This window comes from Kribbella sp. NPDC006257, from assembly GCF_040613535.1.
GTDB lineage: Bacteria > Actinomycetota > Actinomycetes > Propionibacteriales > Kribbellaceae > Kribbella.
In genome coordinates this window covers 163,900-185,073 of record NZ_JBEXSJ010000013.1, presented here as the reverse complement: position 1 = coordinate 185,073, position 21,174 = coordinate 163,900, and the positions used below count along the sequence as shown (strand labels likewise).

Here is a 21,174-nt window from a genome sequence, read left to right as displayed (position 1 = left end):
CTTCGGCAGAAGGGCGGGAGAATGGAAAGGTCTTCTTGAATGAATGCAGCCGGACAGGGTTGGTGTTAGACGCGGACGCTGGCGGGCCGCATGTCGGTCCAGCTGCTGTTGATGAAGTCGACGCAGGCGGCCCGCTCGCTGCGGTCCAGCGCGACATTCCAGCCGGCCGGTACGGCGGCGAACTCCGGCCAGAGCGAGTACTGGCCCTCGTCGTTGCGCAGCACCAGGTAGGTGGCGCTGTCGTCCTCGAACGGATTGGTGCTCACGGGTGTGCTCCCTCGGTGGTGAACGTACGGGCGATCAGGTCAGTGACCAGGCCGGGCACCTCTTCGGTGTAGAAGTGACCGCCAGGCAGGGTTTCGGTGGTGATCCCGGCTGTGGTGTGCTGCGCCCAGTGCTCGGCATCGGCCGCCCCGAAGGTGTGGTCGTCGGAGCCGGCCAGCACGGTGATCGGGCAGCTGAGCCGGGCGCCGGCCTTGTACTGGTAGCTCTCCATCAGCCGGAAATCGGCCTGCAGCATCGGCAGCGCCAGCTCGCGCAGGTCCGGGTCGTCCAGCAGCTCGATACCGGCTCCGCCGAGGCTGCGGATGTAGGTCATCACCTGGTCCTCGGTGTCGAAGCTGATCCCGAGCCGGGTGGCCACCGCGGGCGCCATACGGGCCGAGGCGAACAGGCGGATCGGTCCGTTGCCGCGGGCATCCAGTTGACGGGCGGCCTCGAAGGCGACGGTCGCGCCCATGCTGTGCCCGAAGTACGCGGTCGGTCCTTGGAGCGTCTTGAGCTCCTCGGTGATCCCGTCCACCAGCGCGGTGAAGTCGGTCAGCAGCCGGTCGTGGAAGCGGTCCTGCCGGCCGGGGTACTGGACCGCGACCAGCTCGATGTCCTCGGGCAGCCGGGCAGCCCAGTCACGGTAGGCGCTGGCCGCCCCGCCGGCGTGCGGGAAGCACACCAGACGGAGGGTGGCCTGCGGCCTCGGGGTGTAGGTCCGGAACCAGCTCACGCCGGTGCTCCGATCCTTGCGGCGTCGGACGGCTTGAGGGCGGCCTCGACCGGCGGCACCGAGGTGGCGTCAGGCTGGAAGGCCTCGGCCATCGCGACCGCGATCTTGCGCGGACCGGTGAACGGCTCCCGGGCGTGGCTGGACAGCATGTTGTCCACCAGCAGCAGGTCACCCTGCTTCCAGTCGATCCGGGTCCACTCCTTGCGGTACGCCGCGCGCAGGTGATCCATCACGTCGTCGGGGATCCGGCCGCCGTCGCCGTAGTACGTGTTGGTCGGCAGCTCGTCCTCGGTCAGGAAGGCCAGCAGGCCCTCGCGGATCGAGGCCGGCAGCGTGGTGTGGTGGAAGAAGGTGATGTGGTTGAACCAGACGTGGTCGCCGGTGTCCGGGTGGATCCGGATCGGCTCGCGGACGGCCGTCGTACGGAGGCCGCCGTCGCCGATCCATTCGGTCTTCAGGCCGTTGCGGGCGCAGTGTGCTTCCACGTCGCTGCGGCTGTCGGTGTCGAACACGTGCTGCCAGGCGACGCCGAAGTCCTCGTGGAAGTTGCGGACGACCATCCACTTGCGGCGGGCGAACTCTTCGCGGACGGCCGGGTCGATCGCGTCGTACACCTTGCGGATGTCGGCGAGCGGGGTCGCGCCCTGGGTCTCCGGCTCGATGTCGCAGTAGAAGTAGAGCAGCCGGGGCCACGCGGCCTGGTAGGAGTTCTCGTTGTGCAGGAAGATCTCCTCGGTCGGCGGGTAATCCGTCGAGGTGTAGACGTTGCCCTTGATGGACCGCCGGGGCGACGAGCGCTCCGCGTACTTCAGCGGTTCGCCGGACAGCGCGATGACCGCCTGCTCCATGCCCGCGACGCCGTCGACCTTGCAGTCGCGCAGCATCACGGCACCATGGGTGGTCAGCAGCTTGCGGATCTCGGCGCCGTCGGTGGTCAGCCGCTCGACGATGCCCGGACCGTCCGGGGTACCGGTGATCAGGTACGGCAGCGTGCTCATCTGTCTTCTCTCCTCTGTGGCTTCGGCTTTAGGCGGACATGGCGACGAGGACGCGTCGCGGGCCGGTGAAGGGGCGGCGGCCGTGGCCGACCAGCAGGTTGTCGATCAGCAGGACGTCGCCGGTGTTCCAGTTCACGTCGACGGCGCTGTCCAGGCCGCGGTCACGGATCTGGATCGCCCAGGCGTCCGGGATCGGCGTACCGTCGGCCAGCGTGACCGCCTGCGGCAGCTCCTCGGCCGGCATGATCTGGGCCAGCGCCTGCGCGGTCTCGTCGCCGAGGCCGGCCGGGTGCCACTGGTCGGCCTGGTTGAACCAGACCTCGGTGTTCGTCACCGGGTGCTTGATCGTTGCCGGACGCAACTGGATGATCTTCAGGCCGCCGTCCTTGGTCCACTCCACCTCGGCGGCGGACTCGGCCAGGAAGGCGGTCACCTCGTCGCGGTCCGACGTCTCGAAGCTGTCCTGCCAGCTCTTCCCTAGGCCCATCCCGCCGTGCAGGTTCTGCAGGTAGCGGACGCCGTCGGCGAACGCGTCGGTGATCTCGTCGTCGAGCGCCTCCAGCCAGCGCACCCCGTCCACCACCGGGGTGGCGCCGCCGGTCTCCGCGGCCTGCTGGCAGAAGAACATCAGCCGGGACGGGTAGGAGTGCGCGTAGGAGAGTTCGTTGTGCATCGAGATCGTGAACTCCTGCGGGTACTCCGTGGAGGTGTACACGTTGTCGCCGACCTTGGTCCGCGGCGAGTTGCCATGCACGTAGGCCAGCCGGCCCGGCAGCAGCAGGTCCATCACCGGGTCCAGGTGGTCCGGGTCCACCCCGAAGCCGCGGAACACCAGCGCCTTCTCCTCCACCAGCAGGTCGTCGAGGTCGGTGCGGTCCCGCAGGTACTCGATCAGCCCGGCCGCGCTCGGCGTCACACCGGCCTCGGCGGGCGTGATCACCCGCGGCTCCCACTGCTGCACTGCGCTCATCTGTCCAGCCCTTCCCTGTGTCCTTGGTCAGTTGCCACTCTCGTCAGGGCAGCCATACTTTTTCTCTGCTGCTGTTACGGGGCGCCGTGCAGCGCGGGAACGACGGTGAGGTTCGCGTACAGCCGCAGACAGCCCGGGCTCCGCGAGTCGTTGGCAATCCGCGCCTCGAAGTCGCGGTTGCCGGCCGGAATCTCCTCCACCGGATCCAGTTCGTCCTCATGCCGCACCTCCAACCGATCCCCCGGCCTGAGGAAGTTCCGCAAATACGCCTCAGCCAGCACGTGATGGATGTGAGTCAGATAGGCCCGCCCGGTCACCGCCTTCGTGGCGACCCGGAGTGCCATCCGCCGCCCGGTCGGTGCGCCGCCGGGAACGTAGAGCTCGAACTCGTCAGGCAGCTTCAGACTTCCCGAGAACCGCTCAAGCCCAAGCCCCACAAACCGCTCAGCAGGCTCAGGCCCGATCCAAGCGATAGTCCCGCTACCCGCGACGAATTCAGCAGTGTGGTCTGCCGGTCGTCCTCGGAAGAACAAGGTTTTGGTGAGGTTTCGCCACCAGGCGTCTCGGGTGTTGAGGGGGAGTTGGGTCAGGTAGTCGAGGAGGCCGGTGATGAAGGATTCGCAGTCGACGTCGCCTACTACTGCGATCACCGAGAGGGTGGGTGAGCCTGGTTGGGTGGCGGGTGGGCGGCGGGGTTCCCAGGTGAGCCATTCGATGGGGGTGGCTGCGGGAAGTCCTCGGCGGGCTCGGTCGCAGCGGCGTTGGGAGATGTTGTGGAGGATGATCTGGCGGTCGAGCGGACCGCCGGGTTCGCCGCGCGCGGGAAGTGGCTTGCCGCTCATGCGAGTACTCCTGCCACGAGGTCGCCGGCCCACTGCAGGTGCGGGGCTTCCGGGCGTGATGGGGTAGGTGGGGCGTCCCAGGTGCGCGGGAGTTTCGAGCGGACCAGGTTCGCGACGCGGGCAGCTGAGCGACCGGTGACGTCGACACGGTGTATGACGACTCCGGTGGTCTGCAGCCAGTCGACGGTTCGCAGGTACTGCTCTCGCAGGATCGTCAACCGAGCCGCGGTGACCGACGGACCGCCCAAGCGCTGGGCCAGCTCTACCGCGTCGGCTTCGCCCTCACCACCCAACCGGCGTACGGCCTCGAGTGGATTCACGTCGAGCAGCACAACCACGTCGGGAAGGTTCGCGCGGAACCGGCGGTGGAAGCGGTCGAGCAACCTGTCCAGCGGAAGGTGGTAGAGCGACAACACCTCCTGACCGAGTGCGCGCAGGTCCTTCGGGCAGCCGATCCCCTCGGCCCAGGCTTCGGCCGCTTCCAGTACGTCCGGCTCGATCACGTGCTGCCAGTCGCCTTGAGAAGCGACGGTCGGCGGGCGCTGGATCGGCAGGTGCGCGAGGGTGTCGACCAACGGATGACCGGCGGTCACCAGCGTCTCCGGCTGGTAGGCCTCGACGAGGAAGTGCTCGACCGGCGCGTACGTCGACAGCTGCAGATAGAGCGCGGCTGCTTTCAGCTCAGGCTGGCCAAGCAGCTCTGCCGCGGCAGCCAGCGAATGCAACTTGCGGGAGAGATGCCCGAACGGTGCCCCGGGTGTCTCATAGGGACGGAGTGCGTGAAGCACAGTCACGTCTTGGTCGAGGTAGCCGCCGTCTTGCAGCAGCCGGCAGATCGTCGTACGGCCGGCGCCGTCGATACCCACGACCGCGACCCGGGTCGTGGTTCGGGGCCGGCGCTGAGTCACAGGTCGTGTCATGGGTCTGTCCTCCGCGGAGTCCGTTCTTACCGGACCCCCGACGGTGCCAGCACCGCCCATACATTTCCCTTACTAACAAGCCGAACAGTCCACTCCCAGAACCGGACCGTCTGCCCGGGTGAGGTTCGGCAGCCGCGGATTCCAGCGGTACGTCACCTCACCGAGCAGACGGTTGCTCCGATACAGCACGTCTACCCACAAGAACCCCTTGGCGTGGGTGGGCAGCAGCGGCTTGGTGGCTGTGATCGTGATCGGCGCGATCAACAGCCCGGCGGACTCAGACATGCACTGGCACTTCTTGCTCGGCATCGGACGAGGTCGGCGAACGGAAGCGGTAGGCGGCCACGGCCGCGGCGATGGCGAGCACGGCCATCACGGCGGCGGACGAGAGGACGGTCAGCGTCGTACCGACCGCTCCCAGGAGAAGGCCTGCAGTGAGTGGGCCTAGCGAGTTGGCGCCGGAGGTCACCAGGGAGCTGACGCTGCCCGCTCGGCCCTGCATCTCTTCGGGCGTGATCTGGACCTGGTACACGCCGCCGACGACGTTCATCAGGCCGCCGGCCCAGCTCATCGCGGCGAACAACGCTCCCAGGACGAGCGGGCTGTCGGTGAAGGCGATCGTCGGGATCATCAGGAACCGCAGCAGGAGGGTGCCGACGAAGAGTGTGCTCAGCCCGAAGCGGGCCATGAAGAACGAGGCACACAGGGCACCCAGCAGTCCACCGATACCACTGGCCACACCGATCACGCCGATCGTCGCGACGGACCGGCCGCTCTCGCGGATGATCAGGACCATCGACAGGCTCAGGACCTGGGTGATGATGTTCGTCGCCGAGATCAGTACGAGTGCGCTGCGGAGGAGCCTCTGTCCGTGCATCCAGCGCAGACCTTCGGCCAGTTCCTTGGGAACACTTCGCGGGGCCTGCCGGCGTTCCTTCTGGAACGGGGTCCGGATGGCGAGCAAGGTGAGGAGGGAGAACAGGTGACCGAGGACGGTGACGATGAACGGCATCCACATCGCCAAGGACAGCAACCCCGTTGAGATCGGTTGTCCCAGTAGTCCGGCGCCTTTGCTTCGGGCCTCGTTCTGGGAAAGGGCTGTCGGCAACTGCTTCGGATGAACGACAGCCCGTACGGCGGCGCGCTCGCTGAGCTGGTACCCGATGGCCGCGCTCCCCTCCAGGAACGCGGCAATCAGCAGATGCGGCAAAGACAGTCCACCCATGAACAAAGCGGCCAGAACACTCCCGATCGCTGCCATCCCGATGATGTCGCAGGAGATCATCACCTTCTTGCGATCCCAGCGATCGACCACTACCCCCGCCGGCAATTGAATCACCAACTGGGGAAGCAAAGCGGCGAATCCCACCAACCCTGCCCGTTCAGGCGACCCCCCGTCGAAAACCACCAGCAACGGCCAAGCGATAGAGCAAACCCGCATCCCCAAGATGGAAAAAGCAGCCCCAGACCACAGCAGCCCGAAGTCCTTGTTCCTCCACAAAGCCAAGGGCTGCTCGGCCTGGGTGGTCATTCGACTATCCCGCGGCGGGTCCAGTCGAGGACCGACATGGCGGCGTGCATTTTGTTTTCGGCCTGGTCGAAGGCGATGCTCATCGGGCCGTCGAGGATTTCTGCGGTGACCTCTTCGCCGCGGTGGGCGGGGAGGTCGTGCAGGAAGATCGCCTGGGGGTTCTGGTCCCAGAGCGCCAGGTTGACCTGGAAGGGGGCGAAGATGTCGCGCCAGTTGGCATCCGGCTTCGTCGTGCCGGTGGTTTGCCAGCGGGTGGTGTAGATGGCATCCAGGCCGTCGGGCAGGTCGTTCATGTCGTGGCGTTCGATCAGCGTGGAGCCGCAGCGGGCAGCGTGGGCAGCGGCGCGGGCGGCGATCTCCGGGTCGAGGCCGTAGCCGGCAGGTGTGCGCAGTTCCAGGTGTACGCCGGGGTAGCGGGTGGCGGCCAGGGCGATCGAGGCAGCCGAGTTGTTCCCCTCCCCGACGTACAGGATCCGCAGTCCCACGATCTTGCCGAACCGCCGTTGCAGCGTGACCAGGTCGGTCACCGCCTGCGTCGGGTGTTCGGCCGAGCTCATCGCGTTGATCACCGACATCCGGTCCTGGGAGGCCCAGGCACGCATCTCCGCCGGGTCACCAGCTGTCCGGGCGACGAGCACGTCGAGCATCCGCGAGAACACCGCTCCGGTGTCCTCGCTCGTCTCGCCGGTGTTCAGCTGCAGGTCATCGGGGCCATAGGCAACGATCTGGGCGCCGAGCCGGAGCGCGCCGGCCGAGAAGGCCGTCCGCGTCCGGGTCGAGGTCTTGCGGAAGTAGATCCCGGCGATCTGACCGGCCAGCGGCAGATCGAGAACAGCCCGGCCGGACGAGAAGTCGTCACCGCGATCCACTACATAGCGCAGTTCGTCGTCGGAAAGATCGTCGGTCGAGATCAGGTGTCGGACAGTCATTTCCCATGCTCCTTAAGAGGAAGCCAGCCGTGCGGCCAGCCCCTGGGCGAGGTTCTTGCCGGCGGTCGTGTTGGCCAGCAGCACGAAGCCGTGACCGGGACCGGTGCGGCAGATGGTGCCGCCGTAGTAGCCGCGCGGTTCGCCGCCGTGGCCGAACTGCACGTCGTCGCCGTTGAGTTCGGCGGTCGCACCGAGGCCGAACGAGCCGTCCCCGGACGGGGTCAGCATCTGCCGCGCGATCGCCTGCGAGAGCAACGCCCGCGGCCGGCCGAGGTAGGACCGGCGGATCTCCAGCGTGAGCGTGGCGATGTCACCGGCCGTGGTCCACAAACCGCCCGAAGCGGCGTCCGCCCGGACCCGCCAGCCGCCTTCGAGCGGCCCGTCGGCCAGGTGTCCTAGGGCGACGGACCGCCCCGAGGTGACAGGGAAGGACGGGTCGTAGCTAGAGCCGGCCATCCCGAGCGGGTCGAGCACGAGCCGGCGCATCACCGTCTCGAAGGGCTCACCTGTGACGTCCTCGATCAGCTGCTGAAGTACGACGAAGTTGGCGCCGGCCTTGACGAACGTCTCCCCCGGCTTGAACTCACACCGGATCGGCTCGTTGGAAGCAGGCCCAGTTCCGTTCAGTACGTCGAGCAGCGTCGGCGCCTCCTCGGAAGGAGCAACCCCGCCACCAGGCGACACCGTGAAGCCGGACCGGTGACCGAGCAACTGCCGCAGAGTGACCCGCGGCCGATCCGGCACCTCCCAGCTGGTCAGGTAGGTGTGAATGTCCTCGTCGAGGTCAAGCACCCCGTCGTCGACCAGCTTCAAAGCACCGACCGAGGTGACGAGCTTGCTCACCGAAGCCACCGTGAACAAGGTCTCCCCCGTCACCGCCTCGCCCCCTTCTGACACCGTTCCGAAGCCACGAACGGCGACCAACTCGCCACCTTCCATCACAGCGACAGCCGCACCCGGCACAACAAGCTCTTCCATTGCCGAAGGCAACATGTCGACACCAGGCCCGTACCAGCTAGCCGGCGCGGTGCCACGCTCGGCAGCCAGGGCAGCATCAACAGCCAGTGCGAGGTGGTCGAGCCGGTCGCTGTCGTAGTACATGAACAGCGACAGCGGCAGCCCCTTCGCCTTGGCCTTCGAGACCGTCTTGACCAGCAGCATCGAGTAGCCACCGAGGTCGAAGAAGTGGTCGTGCCGGCCGACCTGCGGGATGTCGAGCAGCTTCGCCCAGATCTTGGCGAGGATCTTCTCCGTCTCGGTGCGCGGCGGCACGAACGCCGGACCTTCCTCAGCAGCCTTCACAGCAGGCCGAGCCGCCAGTCCAGCGCGGTCAGCAGCCGGCAGCAGTTCGTAGGTGTCCCACCGAGCGTCCGGCGCCTCGACGATCGCCTCGAGCGCCTTCCGGTACATCGCAGCCAGCTTGTCCGCCGCCGCCCGATCCAGCGCGTGAGTGTTCGACCGAACAGCCAGATAGCCAGGCCCGGTCGCGACCGACAACGGGAACTCGGTCGTCCCGCTGGCCACACTCGCGTCCAGCCCCTCGATCCCACTGCCGTCCGCCTTCGCCGCCACCGACGAGTAGTCCTGGTAGCTGAAGAACACGTCCAGCAACCGTCGCTGCGAGCTGAACTCCCGCTGGATCACCGGCATCGGGAAGAACCGGTACGGCCACAGATCGGCCTCAGCCGCGAACGTCCGCGCCACCAGCTCACGCCACGAACCGGCTTCCCGGCGATGACGCACGGGCAGCATGTTCAGGTGCATGCCATAAACCCGCTCAGCCCCTTCAACAGCAGGCCTGATGTGACAAGTCAGCCCGCTGTGGAACTCACGGCTGTCCGTCAGCGACGAGAGCACCGCCAGATGAGCAGCGAAGAACACGCTCTTCAGCGACGTCTGCGCCTCGGATGCGACCGCCCGCAGCTTCTGCTCCAGGTCCGCATACGAAACCTCGATCCGGTACGCCGTACGCTCGCCCGCCGGATCGCCGGCCCACCCCGCAGGGATCGTGAACTTCGGCAGCGCCGCCACCTTCGCCCAGTACGCCCGATCCTCCGAGGACTCCAGCGCCTTGAGCTCACCCGCGATCGCATCCGCGAACCGCACCGGCGGAGCCTCGTACGGCGCCTGCTCCAGCCCGTCCCGGAACCGCAGGTAATAGTCGAGCAACTCCATCACCAGACCGTGATGACTCCAACCTTCGAGAATCACGTGGTTCTGAGTGACGGTCGCCTCCCAGCTGTGCTCGTCGATCCTGTGCACAGCCAGCCGCAGCAACGGCGGCTCCTCATGGTTGAAGTGCGTCGCCTGCTCACCAGCCTTGAAGGCGGCAATAGCCCCAGTTTGGGCATCAGACGAGAGGCCCGTCAGATCCTCAACATGCAGAGGAAGCACGGCAGTCGCGTGCACCAGCTGCATCGGCACCGAGAAGTTTTCCAGGTCGACACCTGTTCGCAGTACCTCATGACGCTCCAGCAGCAACGCAGCCGCTTGCCGGAGAGCCTCAACGGACAAGGGCTTCTCGTCAGTCAGCCGCGTGGACACCACGTTGTGGTAGTTCCGCGGCGTCTCACTCGACAGCAACTCGACCATCATCCCGGTCTGCGCCTCGGACAACGGATACGCATCCACCACACCCGCCGGCACCAGTGCCCGGTCATCCGACGAGATCAACGCGAACGGCTCAACAGCAGCCTCTGCCACCACGGCCGGACGCCCAGTGATCTTCTCCGCCAGAGCAGCCACGGTCCGCAGCTCGAAGACATCCCGTACGCCGGCATCCAGCCCAGCGCGCCGAAGTCCACCGACCACCGAGACGGCGCTGATCGAGTCGCCACCCAGATCGAAGAAGCTGTCGAACGCAGCCACCCGGTCGATCCCGAGCGCCTTCCGCCACACCGCAGCCACCTGCTGCTCGGCCGCGGTCCTCGGCGCCACGAACTCCTGCGTCTCCACCGTGAACGAAGGCGCCGGCAAGGCAGCCCGATCGAGCTTCCCGCTCGCGCTCAAAGGCAACGAAGGCAGCTGGACGAAGGCGGCCGGCACCATGTACTCCGGCAACCACCCAGCAACGGCCTCGCGCAACTCGTCGAGATCCAAAGCACCAGCCGGTACGACGTACGCGACCAGCTTCTTGTCACCAGGCCGGTCCTCGCGGGCGATCACCGTCGCGTGGGACACAGCCGGGTGCCGCAGGATCGTCGTCTCGACCTCGCCGAGCTCGATCCGGTACCCGTGGATCTTGACCTGGTCGTCGAGCCGGGTCGGGCAGCTGATCGTGCCGTCCGCGTTCCAGGCCGCCACGTCGCCGGTGCGGTACATCCGCTCTCCCGGCGGGCCCCACGGGCAGGCCACGAACTTGGCCGCCGACAGGTCCGGACGGTTCAGATAGCCACGAGCGACCTGAGGCCCGGCGACGTACATCTCGCCGGATACTCCGATCGGTGTCGGCTGCAGGTTCGCATCCAGGATGTAGACCCGGATGTTCGGCATCGGCCGGCCGATGGTGACCGGACCATCAGGCAGTTCGTCGCCGGGCTCGAAGGCGATCGCGGTGACCGCCACCGTGGTCTCGGTCGGACCGTATTCGTTGATCACGGCAACAGAAGGGTTGGCCGCCCGCCAGGCCTGCATGACCTCACCGAGCAGGGGTTCTCCGCCGGTCATCAACATCCCGGCGGGCGACCAGTCCTGGGACAGCTCGGCCAGCATCGGCAGGTGGCTCGGGGTCACCTTGACGAAGGCCGGCTTGGCCATCGGTTCTTCCTCGGTCCCGTCCAGCGCCCCGACGATCACGGTGCCGCCAAGAGCCAACGGTCCCCAGAGCGCGTTCACGGTCAGGTCGAACGACGCTGACGAGTGCAGCAGCGAGGACTCCGCCAATGCCGCGACATCCTGCGCGCACCAGGCCAGGTAGTTCGCCACCTGGCGGTGTTCCAGGACGGCGCCCTTCGGCTTGCCGGTCGAGCCGGAGGTGTAGATCAGGTAGATCGCGTTCTCCCGCCTCAGCGGCGAGATCCGGTCGGCGTCCGTGATCGGCTCACCCGACTGATCGGCGTACGACGCTGCGTCGGTGAGCAGCACCGGTACGTCGCCGACGGGCAGCCGGTCGAGCAGGTTGCCGGCCGTCAGCAGCAGGATCGGGGTCGAGTCGGTGAGCACGTACTCCACCCGGTCGGCCGGGTTCTCCGGGTCGATCGGCACGTACGCGCCACCGGCCTTGAGTACCGCGAGCAACGCCACGATCATCTCCGGCGAGCGCGGCAACGCCACGGCGACCCGAGACTCGGGACCGACGCCCCGGGCGATCAGCAACCGGGCCAGTTTGTTCGCCTGCTCATCGAGTTCCGCATAGGTCAGCTCGAGTCGCGGCGCAAGCAACGCGGTCTTCTGCGGCAGCCGGACCACTGAGTCCTCGACCAGTTCGAGCAGCGTCGGCGGCTCGAGGTCACCATCGGGTCCGTTCGCGAACTCACGCAGTACCTGCGCTGACTCACCGGCCGGCAAGTGACTCAGAAGAGCAGAGCCTTCCGGATCGGCGGCCATCGCTTCGAGCACCGACCGGTAGATCCCGGCCAGCCGCTCGGCGTTCTCCAGGCTGATCACCCGGGAGTCCGCGGTCAGGATGACGTAGCCGCCGCGCGACGAGACCGTCAGCGGTACCTCGGTGATGCTCTCGTTCTGCAGGCTCATCCGGCGGGCGGCGACGACCGGCATGTCGTCGAGCGACTCGTAGGTCTCCCCGGCGTACGGGTCGACCAGGTCGTCGTCGAGCTGACGGAAGTCCTGGTAGTTGAAGAACACGTTGATCAGGCGCTGGCCTGAGTCGCGCTGGATCTGCGGCATCGGGTAGCGGCGGTGTGGCCAGAGCTCCAGCTCGCGTGCGAAGGTCTGCTCGACCAGCTCGCGCCAGGTCCGAGCACCACGCTCGACCGGGAAGGGCAGCGTGTTCAGGTACATCCCGTGCACCTTGTCGGCGCCGGCGGCCTCGGGACGGGCGTCGCAGACGAGGCCTGTGGTGAACGACGTCTCGGCGCTCAGCAGGCTCATCACCTTGATGTGCGCGGCGAGCATGACGCTCTTCAGCGATGCATCCGCCTTGGCAGCAAGGGCTCGCAGGCCGTCTTCGAGATCCATGCTCCGCGCACCGGCGTACAGGGCGCTGGAGGTCTCCTCGCCCCAGCCGGTCGGCAGCTCGACCGGGTTGTAGCCGGTGGCAACGTTCAGCCAGTAGGCCTTGTCCTCCGCGGAGGCAACCGACGCGAGCTCGCCGGCGATGAAGTCGGCGTACCGGACCTTGGGCGCCTCGAAGGTCTCCAGCTCGACACCGTCGCGGATCGCTCGGTAGGTGGTGACGAGCTCCATCAGGAGCGAGTGGTAGCTCCAGCCTTCGGAGACAGCGTGGCACTCGGTGCTGGTCAGCCACCAGCCGTCGGTCTCCGCCGTCGTGTGCACGTGGAAACGCAGCAGGGCGGGCGACGAGAGGTCGAACGGGTTGGCGCGCTCCGCAGTACGGAACGCTCGCAGAGCCTCGTCCCGCTCAGTCGCCGTGACGTCACCGAGTGCGGTGATCCCGATCGGCATCGTCGCGGTCGCGTGGATCAGCTGCAGCGGTCGCGAGTACGTTCCTAGGTCGATCGACGTGCGCAGGTTCTCGTGTCGCTCGACCAGGACCGCGGCTGCCCGCTGCAGCGCGGCGGCGTCGATCGGCCGGTCGTCGAGGATCCGGTGCGAGGTCGTGTTGTGGTAGTGCGCCTCGTCTTCTCCAGCCAGCATCTCCGCCACCATGCCGGTCTGCGCTTGAGACAACGGATAGGCATCGGTCACCCCTTCCGGCAGCTGTTCGCGGTCGTCGGCCGTGATCAGCGCGAAGGGCTCGACGAACGTCTCCTCCTTGGCCGCGCGGCCGGTCAGCTTCTCCGCGAGCGCCGCGACGGTGCGGTACTCGAAGACGTCCCAGACCGCCACGTCCACGCCGGTCTCGCGCAGCGCGCCGACCACCGCGACCGCGCTGAGCGAGTCGCCGCCGAGTTCGAAGAAGCTGGTCCGGACGTCGACCTCGGTGAGGCCGAGCACCTTGCCCCAGACCGCGGCCAGCTGCTCCTCGGTCGTGGTCCGGGCAACCACCGTCGGCGTCGCGTCCTGCGCCGGTGCTCCCGGAGCCGGCAGCGCACGAAGGTCGGTCTTGCCGTTCTCGGTGAGCGGAATCGCGTCCAGTACGACGAACGCGGACGGCACCATGTACTCCGGCAGCCACTCCTGGACATGCCCCCGCAACCCGGCCTGGTTCAGCTCCACCCCGGCAGCCGGTACGACGTACGCGACCAGCCGCTTGTCACCGGCGAGCCCATCGCGGGCGATCACGATCGCCTGGCTGATCCCGCTGTGCCGCAGCAGCGTCGTCTCGATCTCGCCGAGCTCGATCCGGTAGCCGTGGATCTTCACCTGGTTGTCCACCCGGCTGGGGCAGGTCAGCGTGCCGTCGAGGTCCCAGGCGGCCAGGTCGCCGGTGCGGTACATCCGCTCGCCGGGCGCACCCCACGGGCAGGCCACGAACTTCTCGGCGGTCAGGTCGGGACGGTTCAGGTAGCCGCGAGCGACACAGTCACCGGCGACGTAGACCTCGCCGACGACACCGATCGGCGCCGGCCGCAGGAACGCGTCGAGCACGTAGATCCGCGAGTTCGGCATCGGCTTGCCGATCGCCAGGCCGCCCGCGGGCAGCTCATCGTCCGGCTCGATCCGCAACGCCGTGCAGCCGACGGTCGTCTCGGTCGGCCCGTACTCGTTGATCACGGTCACGCCCGGGTGCTTGGCCCGCCAGGCGTCGACAGACTCGCCGGTGAGCGCCTCGCCACCGGTCATCAGGTCGACCGTCGGAGAGAACGCGTCCGGCAGCTCGACCAGGAACGGCAGGTGGCTCGGGGTCACCTTGACGAAGGTCGGCGCGATGGCCGGGGCGGGCGCGCTGCCATCCAGGGAGCCGATGACAACGCGACCGCCGAGCACCAGTGGACCCCACAAGGCGTTCACCGTCAGGTCGAACGACACCGACGAGTGCAGCAGCGAGGAGCCGGCCAGACCTTCGTACTCCCGGGCGCACCAGGCGAGGTAGCCGGATAGCTGGCGGTGCTCGATCACGACGCCCTTCGGCCGCCCGGTCGAGCCGGAGGTGTAGATCAGGTACGCCGGGTTGTCGGGCCCGGCCGTGACGCCGAGATCCGCGGTCGAGAAGCCGGTGAAGCGTGCCTGGTAGTCGACGGCAACGGTCGGAACGGAAGTTGCCGGCAGCCCCGACGTAGAGGCACCGGAGACCAGGATCAGCTCGGGCTCGGAGTCCTCGAGGATGTAGCTGTTCCGGTCGGCCGGGTAGTCCGGGTCGATCGGGACATAGGCGCCACCGGCCTTCAGAACAGCCAGTACCGCGACGATCAGGTCGGCCGATCGCGGCATCGCAACGGCGACCCGCGACTCGGGTCCAACACCTTCGTCGACGAGGAACCGGGCGAGCCGGTTCGCACGCGCGTTCAGTTCGCCGTACGACAGCTCGGTCTCGCCGTCGACGACCGCGACCTCATCAGTGGGCTGCCGAGCGACCTGGAGGTAGACGGGAGCGGTGATCTCCAGCTCGCCTCCGCTGCTCGCGAAGCCGTCGGTCAGCTGGTCGGATTCGGCCGGGCCGAACATCTCCACCACAGATAACCGGGTCGCCGGAGCCTCCACCGCAGCAGCGAGCAGCCGGACGAAGTGGCCGGCCATCCGCTGCACCGTCGACTGGTCGAACAACGCGGTCGCGTAGGTCAGTACGCCGTCCAGCGCGCCGTCGGTCGTCTCGGTCAGCTTCAGGTTCAGGTCGAACTTGGCCACGGCGAAGTCGCTCTGCACCGGCTCGACCACCACCTCGCCGAGCGTGAACGCGTCGGGCTGCGCCTGCCGCACGATGAAGGCGACCTGGAACAGCGGCGGCCGCGACATGTCCCGCTCCGGCTGCAACTCGTCCACCAGCTTGGCGAACGGCACGGTCTGGTGGTCATGCGCGTCCAGCACCCGAGCCCGGGTCTCCTTGACCAGCGACTCGAAGGTCGGGTCGCCAGACCAGCGGTTGCGGATCACCAGGGTGTTGATCCCGTAGCCGATCATCTGCTGCAGCTCGGGCCGGGTCCGGCCGGAGACAACGGTGCCGACTGCAACATCCTGCTCACCGGTGTAGCGCGAGAGCATCAGCTGGTACGCCGTCAGCATCACCACGAACGGCGTGGTGTCGTGCTTGCGTGCCAGCTCGCGCACCTTGCCCGCCAGACCGTCCGGTAGAGCGAACGGGAGGTCGGCACCGGCCTTGCTCCGGACCGCCGGACGTGGCCGGTCCGACGGCAGATCGACCGGGCGGATCCCGTCCAGCTGCTCACGCCACCAGCCGATCTCCTTGGTCAGATCCTGCGACCGCTGCCAGGCGGCGAAGTCGGCATACTGCAGCGGCAGCTCATCGAGCGACGGAGATACGCCGGCGACGTGAGCGCCGTACAGCTCGCTGAGCTCTGCCGACAGCTGCTCGGTCGACCAGGCGTCACCTGCGATGTGGTGCAGGACGACGACGAGCAGGTGGTCATCGGTTGCCGCACGCAACAGCGTCGCGCGGGCAGGCCACTCGCGTTCGAGGTCGAAGCCGGCCGACGTCTCCAGCGCGACCAGGTCGGTCAGCTTGGCTTCGCGCTCGGCGGCCGGGACGTCGCTGACGTCCACCAAGCCGAGTTCGCTGCCGCCGTTGAGGTCGACGATCTGGATCGGGTCGCCGTTCTGCAGCTCGTAGCGGGTGCGCAGGATCTCGTGCCGGGCGAGCAGGTCCGACCAGGCCCGGCGGAGTGCGTCGAGGTCGAGCGGTCCGCGCATCCGGAGCGCGGCCGGCAGCAGGTACTCCGAGCTGTCGGTGTCCAGCCGGTTCAGGAACCACATCTGCTGCTGGCCGAAGGACAACGGCAGCGGCTTGGTCCGGTCGGCCTTGGCGATCGTCGACCGATTGCCTCCCCGCACGCCGGCCAGCCGGCGGCGGAGCAGTTCTTCGCGGGCGTCAGCGGTGGTCATCGCCTAGTTCTCCTCAACAGTGGAAGCAAGTACTTCGGTGTCGGTCAGTGCCTCGATCTCGGCCCGGATCCGGTCCTCGACCGCGGCGGCCAGTTCGGCGACCGTCGGGCCTTCGAAGACGGCGCGGACCGGTAGGTCGATCTCGAACGCGTTCTGCAGCTTCGCGATCAGCCGGATCGCCAGGATCGAGTTGCCGCCGCTGCGGAAGAAGTTCTCCCGGATGCCGACCTGGCGGTCGAGCAACTCGGCCCAGATCTCGGCGATTCGTTCCTCGACGACAGTGCCCGGCAGTTCCAGCTCTTCGGTGCCGGTGTTCTCCGGGACCGGTAGGGCGGCCCGGTCGACTTTGCCGTTGGCGTTCAGCGGCAGAGCTTCGAGAGCGACGAACGCGGCCGGCACCAGGTAGTCCGGCAGCGACTGGGCCGCGTGCGCAGCCAGGTCAGCCTCGGTGGCCGTGCCCACGTAGTACGCGACGAGCCGTAGGTCGCCTGGCTTGTCCTCGCGGGCGATCACCAGGGCGTCGGTGACGCCGGAGTGGGCGGCCAGAACGATCTGGATCTCCTCGGGTTCGATCCGGTAGCCGCGGATCTTCACCTGGTGGTCGGTCCGGCCGAGGAACTCGACGTTCCCGTCCGGACGGCGCCGGACCAGGTCGCCGGTGCGGTAGAGGCGGCCGTAGGAGCTCTCGATGAACTTCTCGGCGGTCAGTTCGGGACGGTTGACGTAGCCGTTGGCCACGCCGGTGCCGCCGACGTACAGCTCCCCCACGACTCCGACCGGCACCGGCTGCCGGTCGGCATCGAGGACGTACATCGTCATGTTCGGCAGCGGCAACCCGATCGGCAGTACGTCGGACTTGTCGTCCGCCGGCACCGGGTAGATCGACGTACCGACCGAGGCTTCAGTGGGTCCGTATTCGTTGATGACCCGAACGTCCGGCGCGAGTGCCCGCCAGGCCTCCAAAGCCCTTCTGGTGAAGGGTTCCCCCGCCACGACCAGCACCTCGGCCAGGCGCTGGGCCTGCTCCGCGGTCAGCTGGGCGGAGAGGATCTCCAGGTGCGACGGCGTCAGCTTCACGAAGCTGTACGGCGCGTTGGCGGCCATCGCCTTGCCGAGATCACCGAGGTCGAGGTCGGCCGGCATCATGTGCACGGTCTGTCCGGCCAGCAGGGGTGCCCAGAGGTTCGGCACACCCAGGTCGAAGGCGACAGAGGAGAACACCGGCGCGCCACCCGTCCCCGCACCGGCCAGCTCGCGAGCCGCCCAGTCCAGGTGATTGATCAGACCGCGGTGCGGCACGTCGACGCCCTTCGGCTTACCGGTCGAGCCCGACGTGTAGATGATGTACGCCGTGGCGTCCAGGTCGGCCTCGATGTCCAGCGGCTCGCTCGACCGGGCAGCGATCAGGTCCGCGTCCTGGTCGACCAGTACGACGTTGCTTCCGGCAACCTCGGCGTACCGGGCCTGGGTGATCGTGGTGTGGACGGCCGCATCCTCTTGCAGGTAAGCGATCCGGTCCGCCGGGGTCGACGGGTCGATCGGCAGGTATGCCGCACCCGCCTTCCAGGCACCGAGCATCGCGGCCAGCAGCAGCGGTCCGCGATCGAGCAGGACGGCCACCACGTCGCCGGGCTTGACTCCTCGCGCCGCCAGGTGATGCGCGACCCGGTTGGCGTTCCGGTCCAGGCACTTGTACGACTTGCCGCCGCCCTCGCTGGAAACCGCGATCGCGTCGGGAGTCTCCAGGGCTTGTGCCTCGAAACGCTGGGTTGCGGTCAAGGCGGGAACCTTGACAGCCGTCTCGTTCCAGCCGATGAGCAACTGGTGCCGGTCGGCCGCGGAGAGCAGGTCGACCGAGCCGAGCGCGGTGGCCGGCGCGGCGGCGAAGGTCTCGAGTAACTGGAGGAAGGCGGCGGTGATCCGTTCGATCGTGTCGCGGTCGAACAGTGCCGTCGCGTACTCCATTGCGCCGAGCAACGATCCGTCGGCCAGCTTGCGCATGTTCAGCGTCAGGTCGGTCTTGGCGACCTGCAGGGCGGCCTCGATGGTTGCCAGGTCGGACTCGTTGCCCTCGGCACCGGAGAAGCCTTCGCCGTGGAAGTCGAAGGCGGCCTGGTAGAGCGGCGTACGGGACAGGTCGCGGTCCGCGGCCAGCTCGTCGACCAGCCGGTCGAAGGGCAGGGCCGAGTGGGCGAACGCGTCCTCGCAGGCGGCCCGGACGAGTTCCAGCGACGCGTCGAAGGAGAGGTCCGCGGCCAGCTTGCACCGCAGTACGACGGTGTTCAGGAAGAAGCCGACCAGGTTCTCCAGCTGACCGAGGTCGCGACCGGCGACCGGCGCGCCGACGGTCACGTCCCAGGTCCCGCTGAACCGGGCGAGCACGGTGGCGTAGGCGGTCAGCAGGGTGCTGAACGGCGTACAGCCGTGTTTACGGCCGAGGTTGTCGAGCGCGGTGGCCAGGTCGGCGGGGATCGTGAAGGTCACCATCGCGCCCTGCGGGTCGCGGGTGAGTGGCCGGCTGTGGTCGGTCGGCAGGTCGAGCGGTACGACGCCGTCGAGGGCGGTCCGCCAGTGGTCGAGCTCCTGCGCGATGACCTCTTCGGTCAGCGTCCGCTGCTGCCAGGCCGCGTAGTCGGCGTACTGGATCTCCAGGGGCTGAAGGTTTTCGCCCTTGAGCAGAGCCGCGAAGTCGCGGGCGAGGACGGAGGCGGACCAGCCGTCGGTGGCGATGTGGTGGATCGCGAGCGTCAGCAGGTGCTCGCGCGGCGACCGGGTCAGCAGCGCCCGGAGTACCGGCCCGTTGACCAGGTCGAAGCCGGTGCTGAACTCTTCGGTCAGTACGTGGGCCAGCTCGTCCCCGGAGATGTCCTGCACGCGAAGCTCGACCGGAGCCGGCGTGTCGATCACCTGGGTGGGCTCGCCATCGATCACCTGGTAGCGGGTGCGCAGCGTCTCGTGCCGCGCGACCAGCGCGTCGACGGCCTTCTGGACCTTGGTGAACGGGGTGTCCGTGGGGACTCGCAGGAAGGTCGGGGCGACCCACTCGCTGCTGCCGGCCTCCAGCTGCTCCATGAACCACAGGCGGCGCTGGCTCGCGGAGAGCGGCAGAGCACCGGTCCGCGGTACGGCGGTGAGCTGGGTGCCGTCGTCCATCACGGCGGAGATCAGCTTCGCCTGGGCCTCGACGGTCGTTGCCCTGAGCAACCCACGGAGCTGGATCTCGCCGCCCGCGGTCGACCGCAGCTGGTTGGCCAGCCGGGTGAGGGTGAGCGAGGTGCCGCCCAGTTCGAAGAAGCTGTCGTGGACGCTGATCTGCTCGACACCGAGCAGCTGCCGCCAGACATCCGCGACCAGCTGCTCCGCGGTCGTCCGGGGCGCGATGTACTCGCGAGCGTCCCGGCTGAACGGGTCGGGCAGCGCCGCCTTATCCACCTTGCCGTTGGGCGTCAGCGGGAACTCGTCGACGGCCACGAACACGCTCGGCACGTGGGTCTCGGGGAGGCGATCCAGGAGGTGGTCGCGCAGGCCCTCGGTGCTGACTGCCGTCACATAGGCAACCAGCTGAGTGCTCCCGTCGGCCTTCGCCTTCGCGGTGACCACGGCACCCGCGACGTTCGAGTGCGCGGTCAGCGCGGCCTCGATCTCGCCCGGCTCCAACCGGACACCGTTGATCTTCACCTGGTCGTCGGTGCGGCCGACGTACTCCAGGTTGCCGTCCTCGCGCCAGCGAACCAGGTCGCCGGTGCGGTACAGCCGCCAGCCGTTCTTGCCGTACGGGTCCGGGACGAACCGCTCGGCCGTCAGGTCCGGACGATTCAGGTAACCGCGCGCGACGCCCACACCACCGGCGTACAGCTCACCGACGGCACCGACCGCGGCCGGCGAACCGGTGACCGGGTCGAGGACGAGGACGCGCATGCCCTTGATCGGGCGGCCGATCGGCACCGGGCCGGTCTTCTGCTCGGCGTCGAAGCGGAACGCGGTGACGTCGATCGAGCACTCGGTCGGGCCGTAGGTGTTCCACAGCTCCACATCGGTGCACTTCAGCAGTCGCTGGGCCAGCTCCGCGTGCAGCGGCTCGCCTGCGCAGGACACGAGTCGCAGGGAACCAGTTGCGTCCCAGCCGGACTCGTCCACCAACAACCGGAGTACGGACGGAACGACCTGGAGGACGGTGATGCGCTGCCGGGTCACTGCCTCCAGCAGAGCCTTGGGGTCGCTCTCGGAGCCCGCAGGCGCGAGGACGACGGTTCCGCCACTGACGAGAGGTCCGAAGAACTCCCACACCATGGCGTCGAAGGTGATCCGGGTCTTCTGCAGGATCCGGTCGCTCGCCGTCAGTGCCTGCGCGTCGACGGCCCAGCGGACCCGGTTCGCTATCCCGGCGTGGGTGACCGCGACACCCTTGGGCTGACCGGTCGACCCGGAGGTGTACATGACGTAGGCGAGTGCGTCCGGGTCCGTCACGGCGACCGGGCTGACCGGCCGGACGGCGATCGCGGTGACCAGCCGGGACGGTACGACGACCCGGGCGCCGGCCGCCTCGATCGCCTCGGTGAGGTGGTGCTCGGCGAGCACCACCTCGGCGCCGGTGTCGTTGAGCAGCCACTGCAGCCGGGCCGCCGGGTACGACGGGTCGATGGTCACGAAGCCCGCGCCGGTCCGCCACACCGCGAGCAGTGCGACGACCAGGTCGATGCCGCGGTCGAGCGCGACACCGACCACGGTCTCCGGGCCGGCCCCTTCCTCCAGCAGCAGGTGGGCCAGCCGGCCGGCCCGCTGGTCCAGCTCGGCATAGCTGAGCTCGCGATCACCGTCGACGACGGCCGTCGCGGTCGGCGCGCTCGCCGCCTGCTGGGCCACGAGGGCAGGGATCAAAGTGGTGTCGGTGGTCTGCACACTCATG

Annotated in this window: 11 protein-coding genes; all 11 read right to left on the bottom strand. The window is 68.1% G+C overall.

Going from position 1 to position 21,174, the window contains the following annotated elements; genetic code table 11:
- Window positions 1–65 precede the first annotated feature (65 nt).
- The gene (locus ABZ004_RS18380; RefSeq protein WP_355681066.1) at window positions 66–266 is read right to left on the bottom strand and encodes an MbtH family protein; all 201 of its coding nucleotides are present in this window, start codon (window positions 264–266) and stop codon (window positions 66–68) included.
- Window positions 263–1,000, bottom strand: coding sequence for an alpha/beta fold hydrolase (locus tag ABZ004_RS18375; RefSeq protein WP_355681065.1), 738 nt, complete (start codon window positions 998–1,000; stop codon window positions 263–265). The genes ABZ004_RS18380 and ABZ004_RS18375 overlap by 4 nt, the downstream gene beginning before the upstream one ends.
- Window positions 997–1,998: a TauD/TfdA family dioxygenase gene (locus ABZ004_RS18370; RefSeq protein ID WP_355681064.1), complete on the bottom strand. Its 1,002-nt coding sequence runs from the start codon at window positions 1,996–1,998 to the stop codon at window positions 997–999. The genes ABZ004_RS18375 and ABZ004_RS18370 overlap by 4 nt, the downstream gene beginning before the upstream one ends.
- A 28-nt stretch (window positions 1,999–2,026) precedes the next feature.
- Window positions 2,027–2,968 carry a TauD/TfdA family dioxygenase gene (locus ABZ004_RS18365; protein WP_355681063.1) on the bottom strand — a complete coding sequence of 314 codons (942 nt, stop codon included), beginning with the start codon at window positions 2,966–2,968 and terminating at the stop codon, window positions 2,027–2,029.
- 74 nt (window positions 2,969–3,042) lie between these two features.
- Window positions 3,043–3,810 (bottom strand): DUF6182 family protein, encoded by a 768-nt coding sequence (locus ABZ004_RS18360; RefSeq protein ID WP_355681062.1) that lies wholly within the window; start codon window positions 3,808–3,810, stop codon window positions 3,043–3,045.
- Window positions 3,807–4,730: a hypothetical protein gene (locus ABZ004_RS18355; RefSeq protein ID WP_355681061.1), complete on the bottom strand. Its 924-nt coding sequence runs from the start codon at window positions 4,728–4,730 to the stop codon at window positions 3,807–3,809. The genes ABZ004_RS18360 and ABZ004_RS18355 overlap by 4 nt, the downstream gene beginning before the upstream one ends.
- A 72-nt stretch (window positions 4,731–4,802) precedes the next feature.
- On the bottom strand, window positions 4,803–5,015 hold the full coding sequence (locus tag ABZ004_RS18350; RefSeq protein WP_355681060.1) for a hypothetical protein: 213 nt from the start codon (window positions 5,013–5,015) through the stop codon (window positions 4,803–4,805).
- Complete coding sequence (locus ABZ004_RS18345; RefSeq protein WP_355681059.1) at window positions 5,008–6,261, bottom strand: MFS transporter; 1,254 nt, start codon at window positions 6,259–6,261, stop codon at window positions 5,008–5,010. Before ABZ004_RS18345 ends, ABZ004_RS18350 begins: the two co-directional genes overlap by 8 nt.
- Window positions 6,258–7,190 (bottom strand): ornithine carbamoyltransferase, encoded by a 933-nt coding sequence (locus ABZ004_RS18340; protein ID WP_355681058.1) that lies wholly within the window; start codon window positions 7,188–7,190, stop codon window positions 6,258–6,260. The genes ABZ004_RS18345 and ABZ004_RS18340 overlap by 4 nt, the downstream gene beginning before the upstream one ends.
- Before the next feature lie 12 nt (window positions 7,191–7,202).
- A complete protein-coding gene (locus ABZ004_RS18335) occupies window positions 7,203–16,268 on the bottom strand; it encodes an amino acid adenylation domain-containing protein (RefSeq protein ID WP_355681057.1) in 9,066 nt (3,021 codons plus the stop codon).
- Between the two features lie 3 nt (window positions 16,269–16,271).
- Window positions 16,272–21,173, bottom strand: a complete 4,902-nt coding sequence (locus ABZ004_RS18330) for an amino acid adenylation domain-containing protein (protein ID WP_355681056.1) — start codon at window positions 21,171–21,173, stop codon at window positions 16,272–16,274.
- Window position 21,174 lies beyond the last annotated feature (1 nt).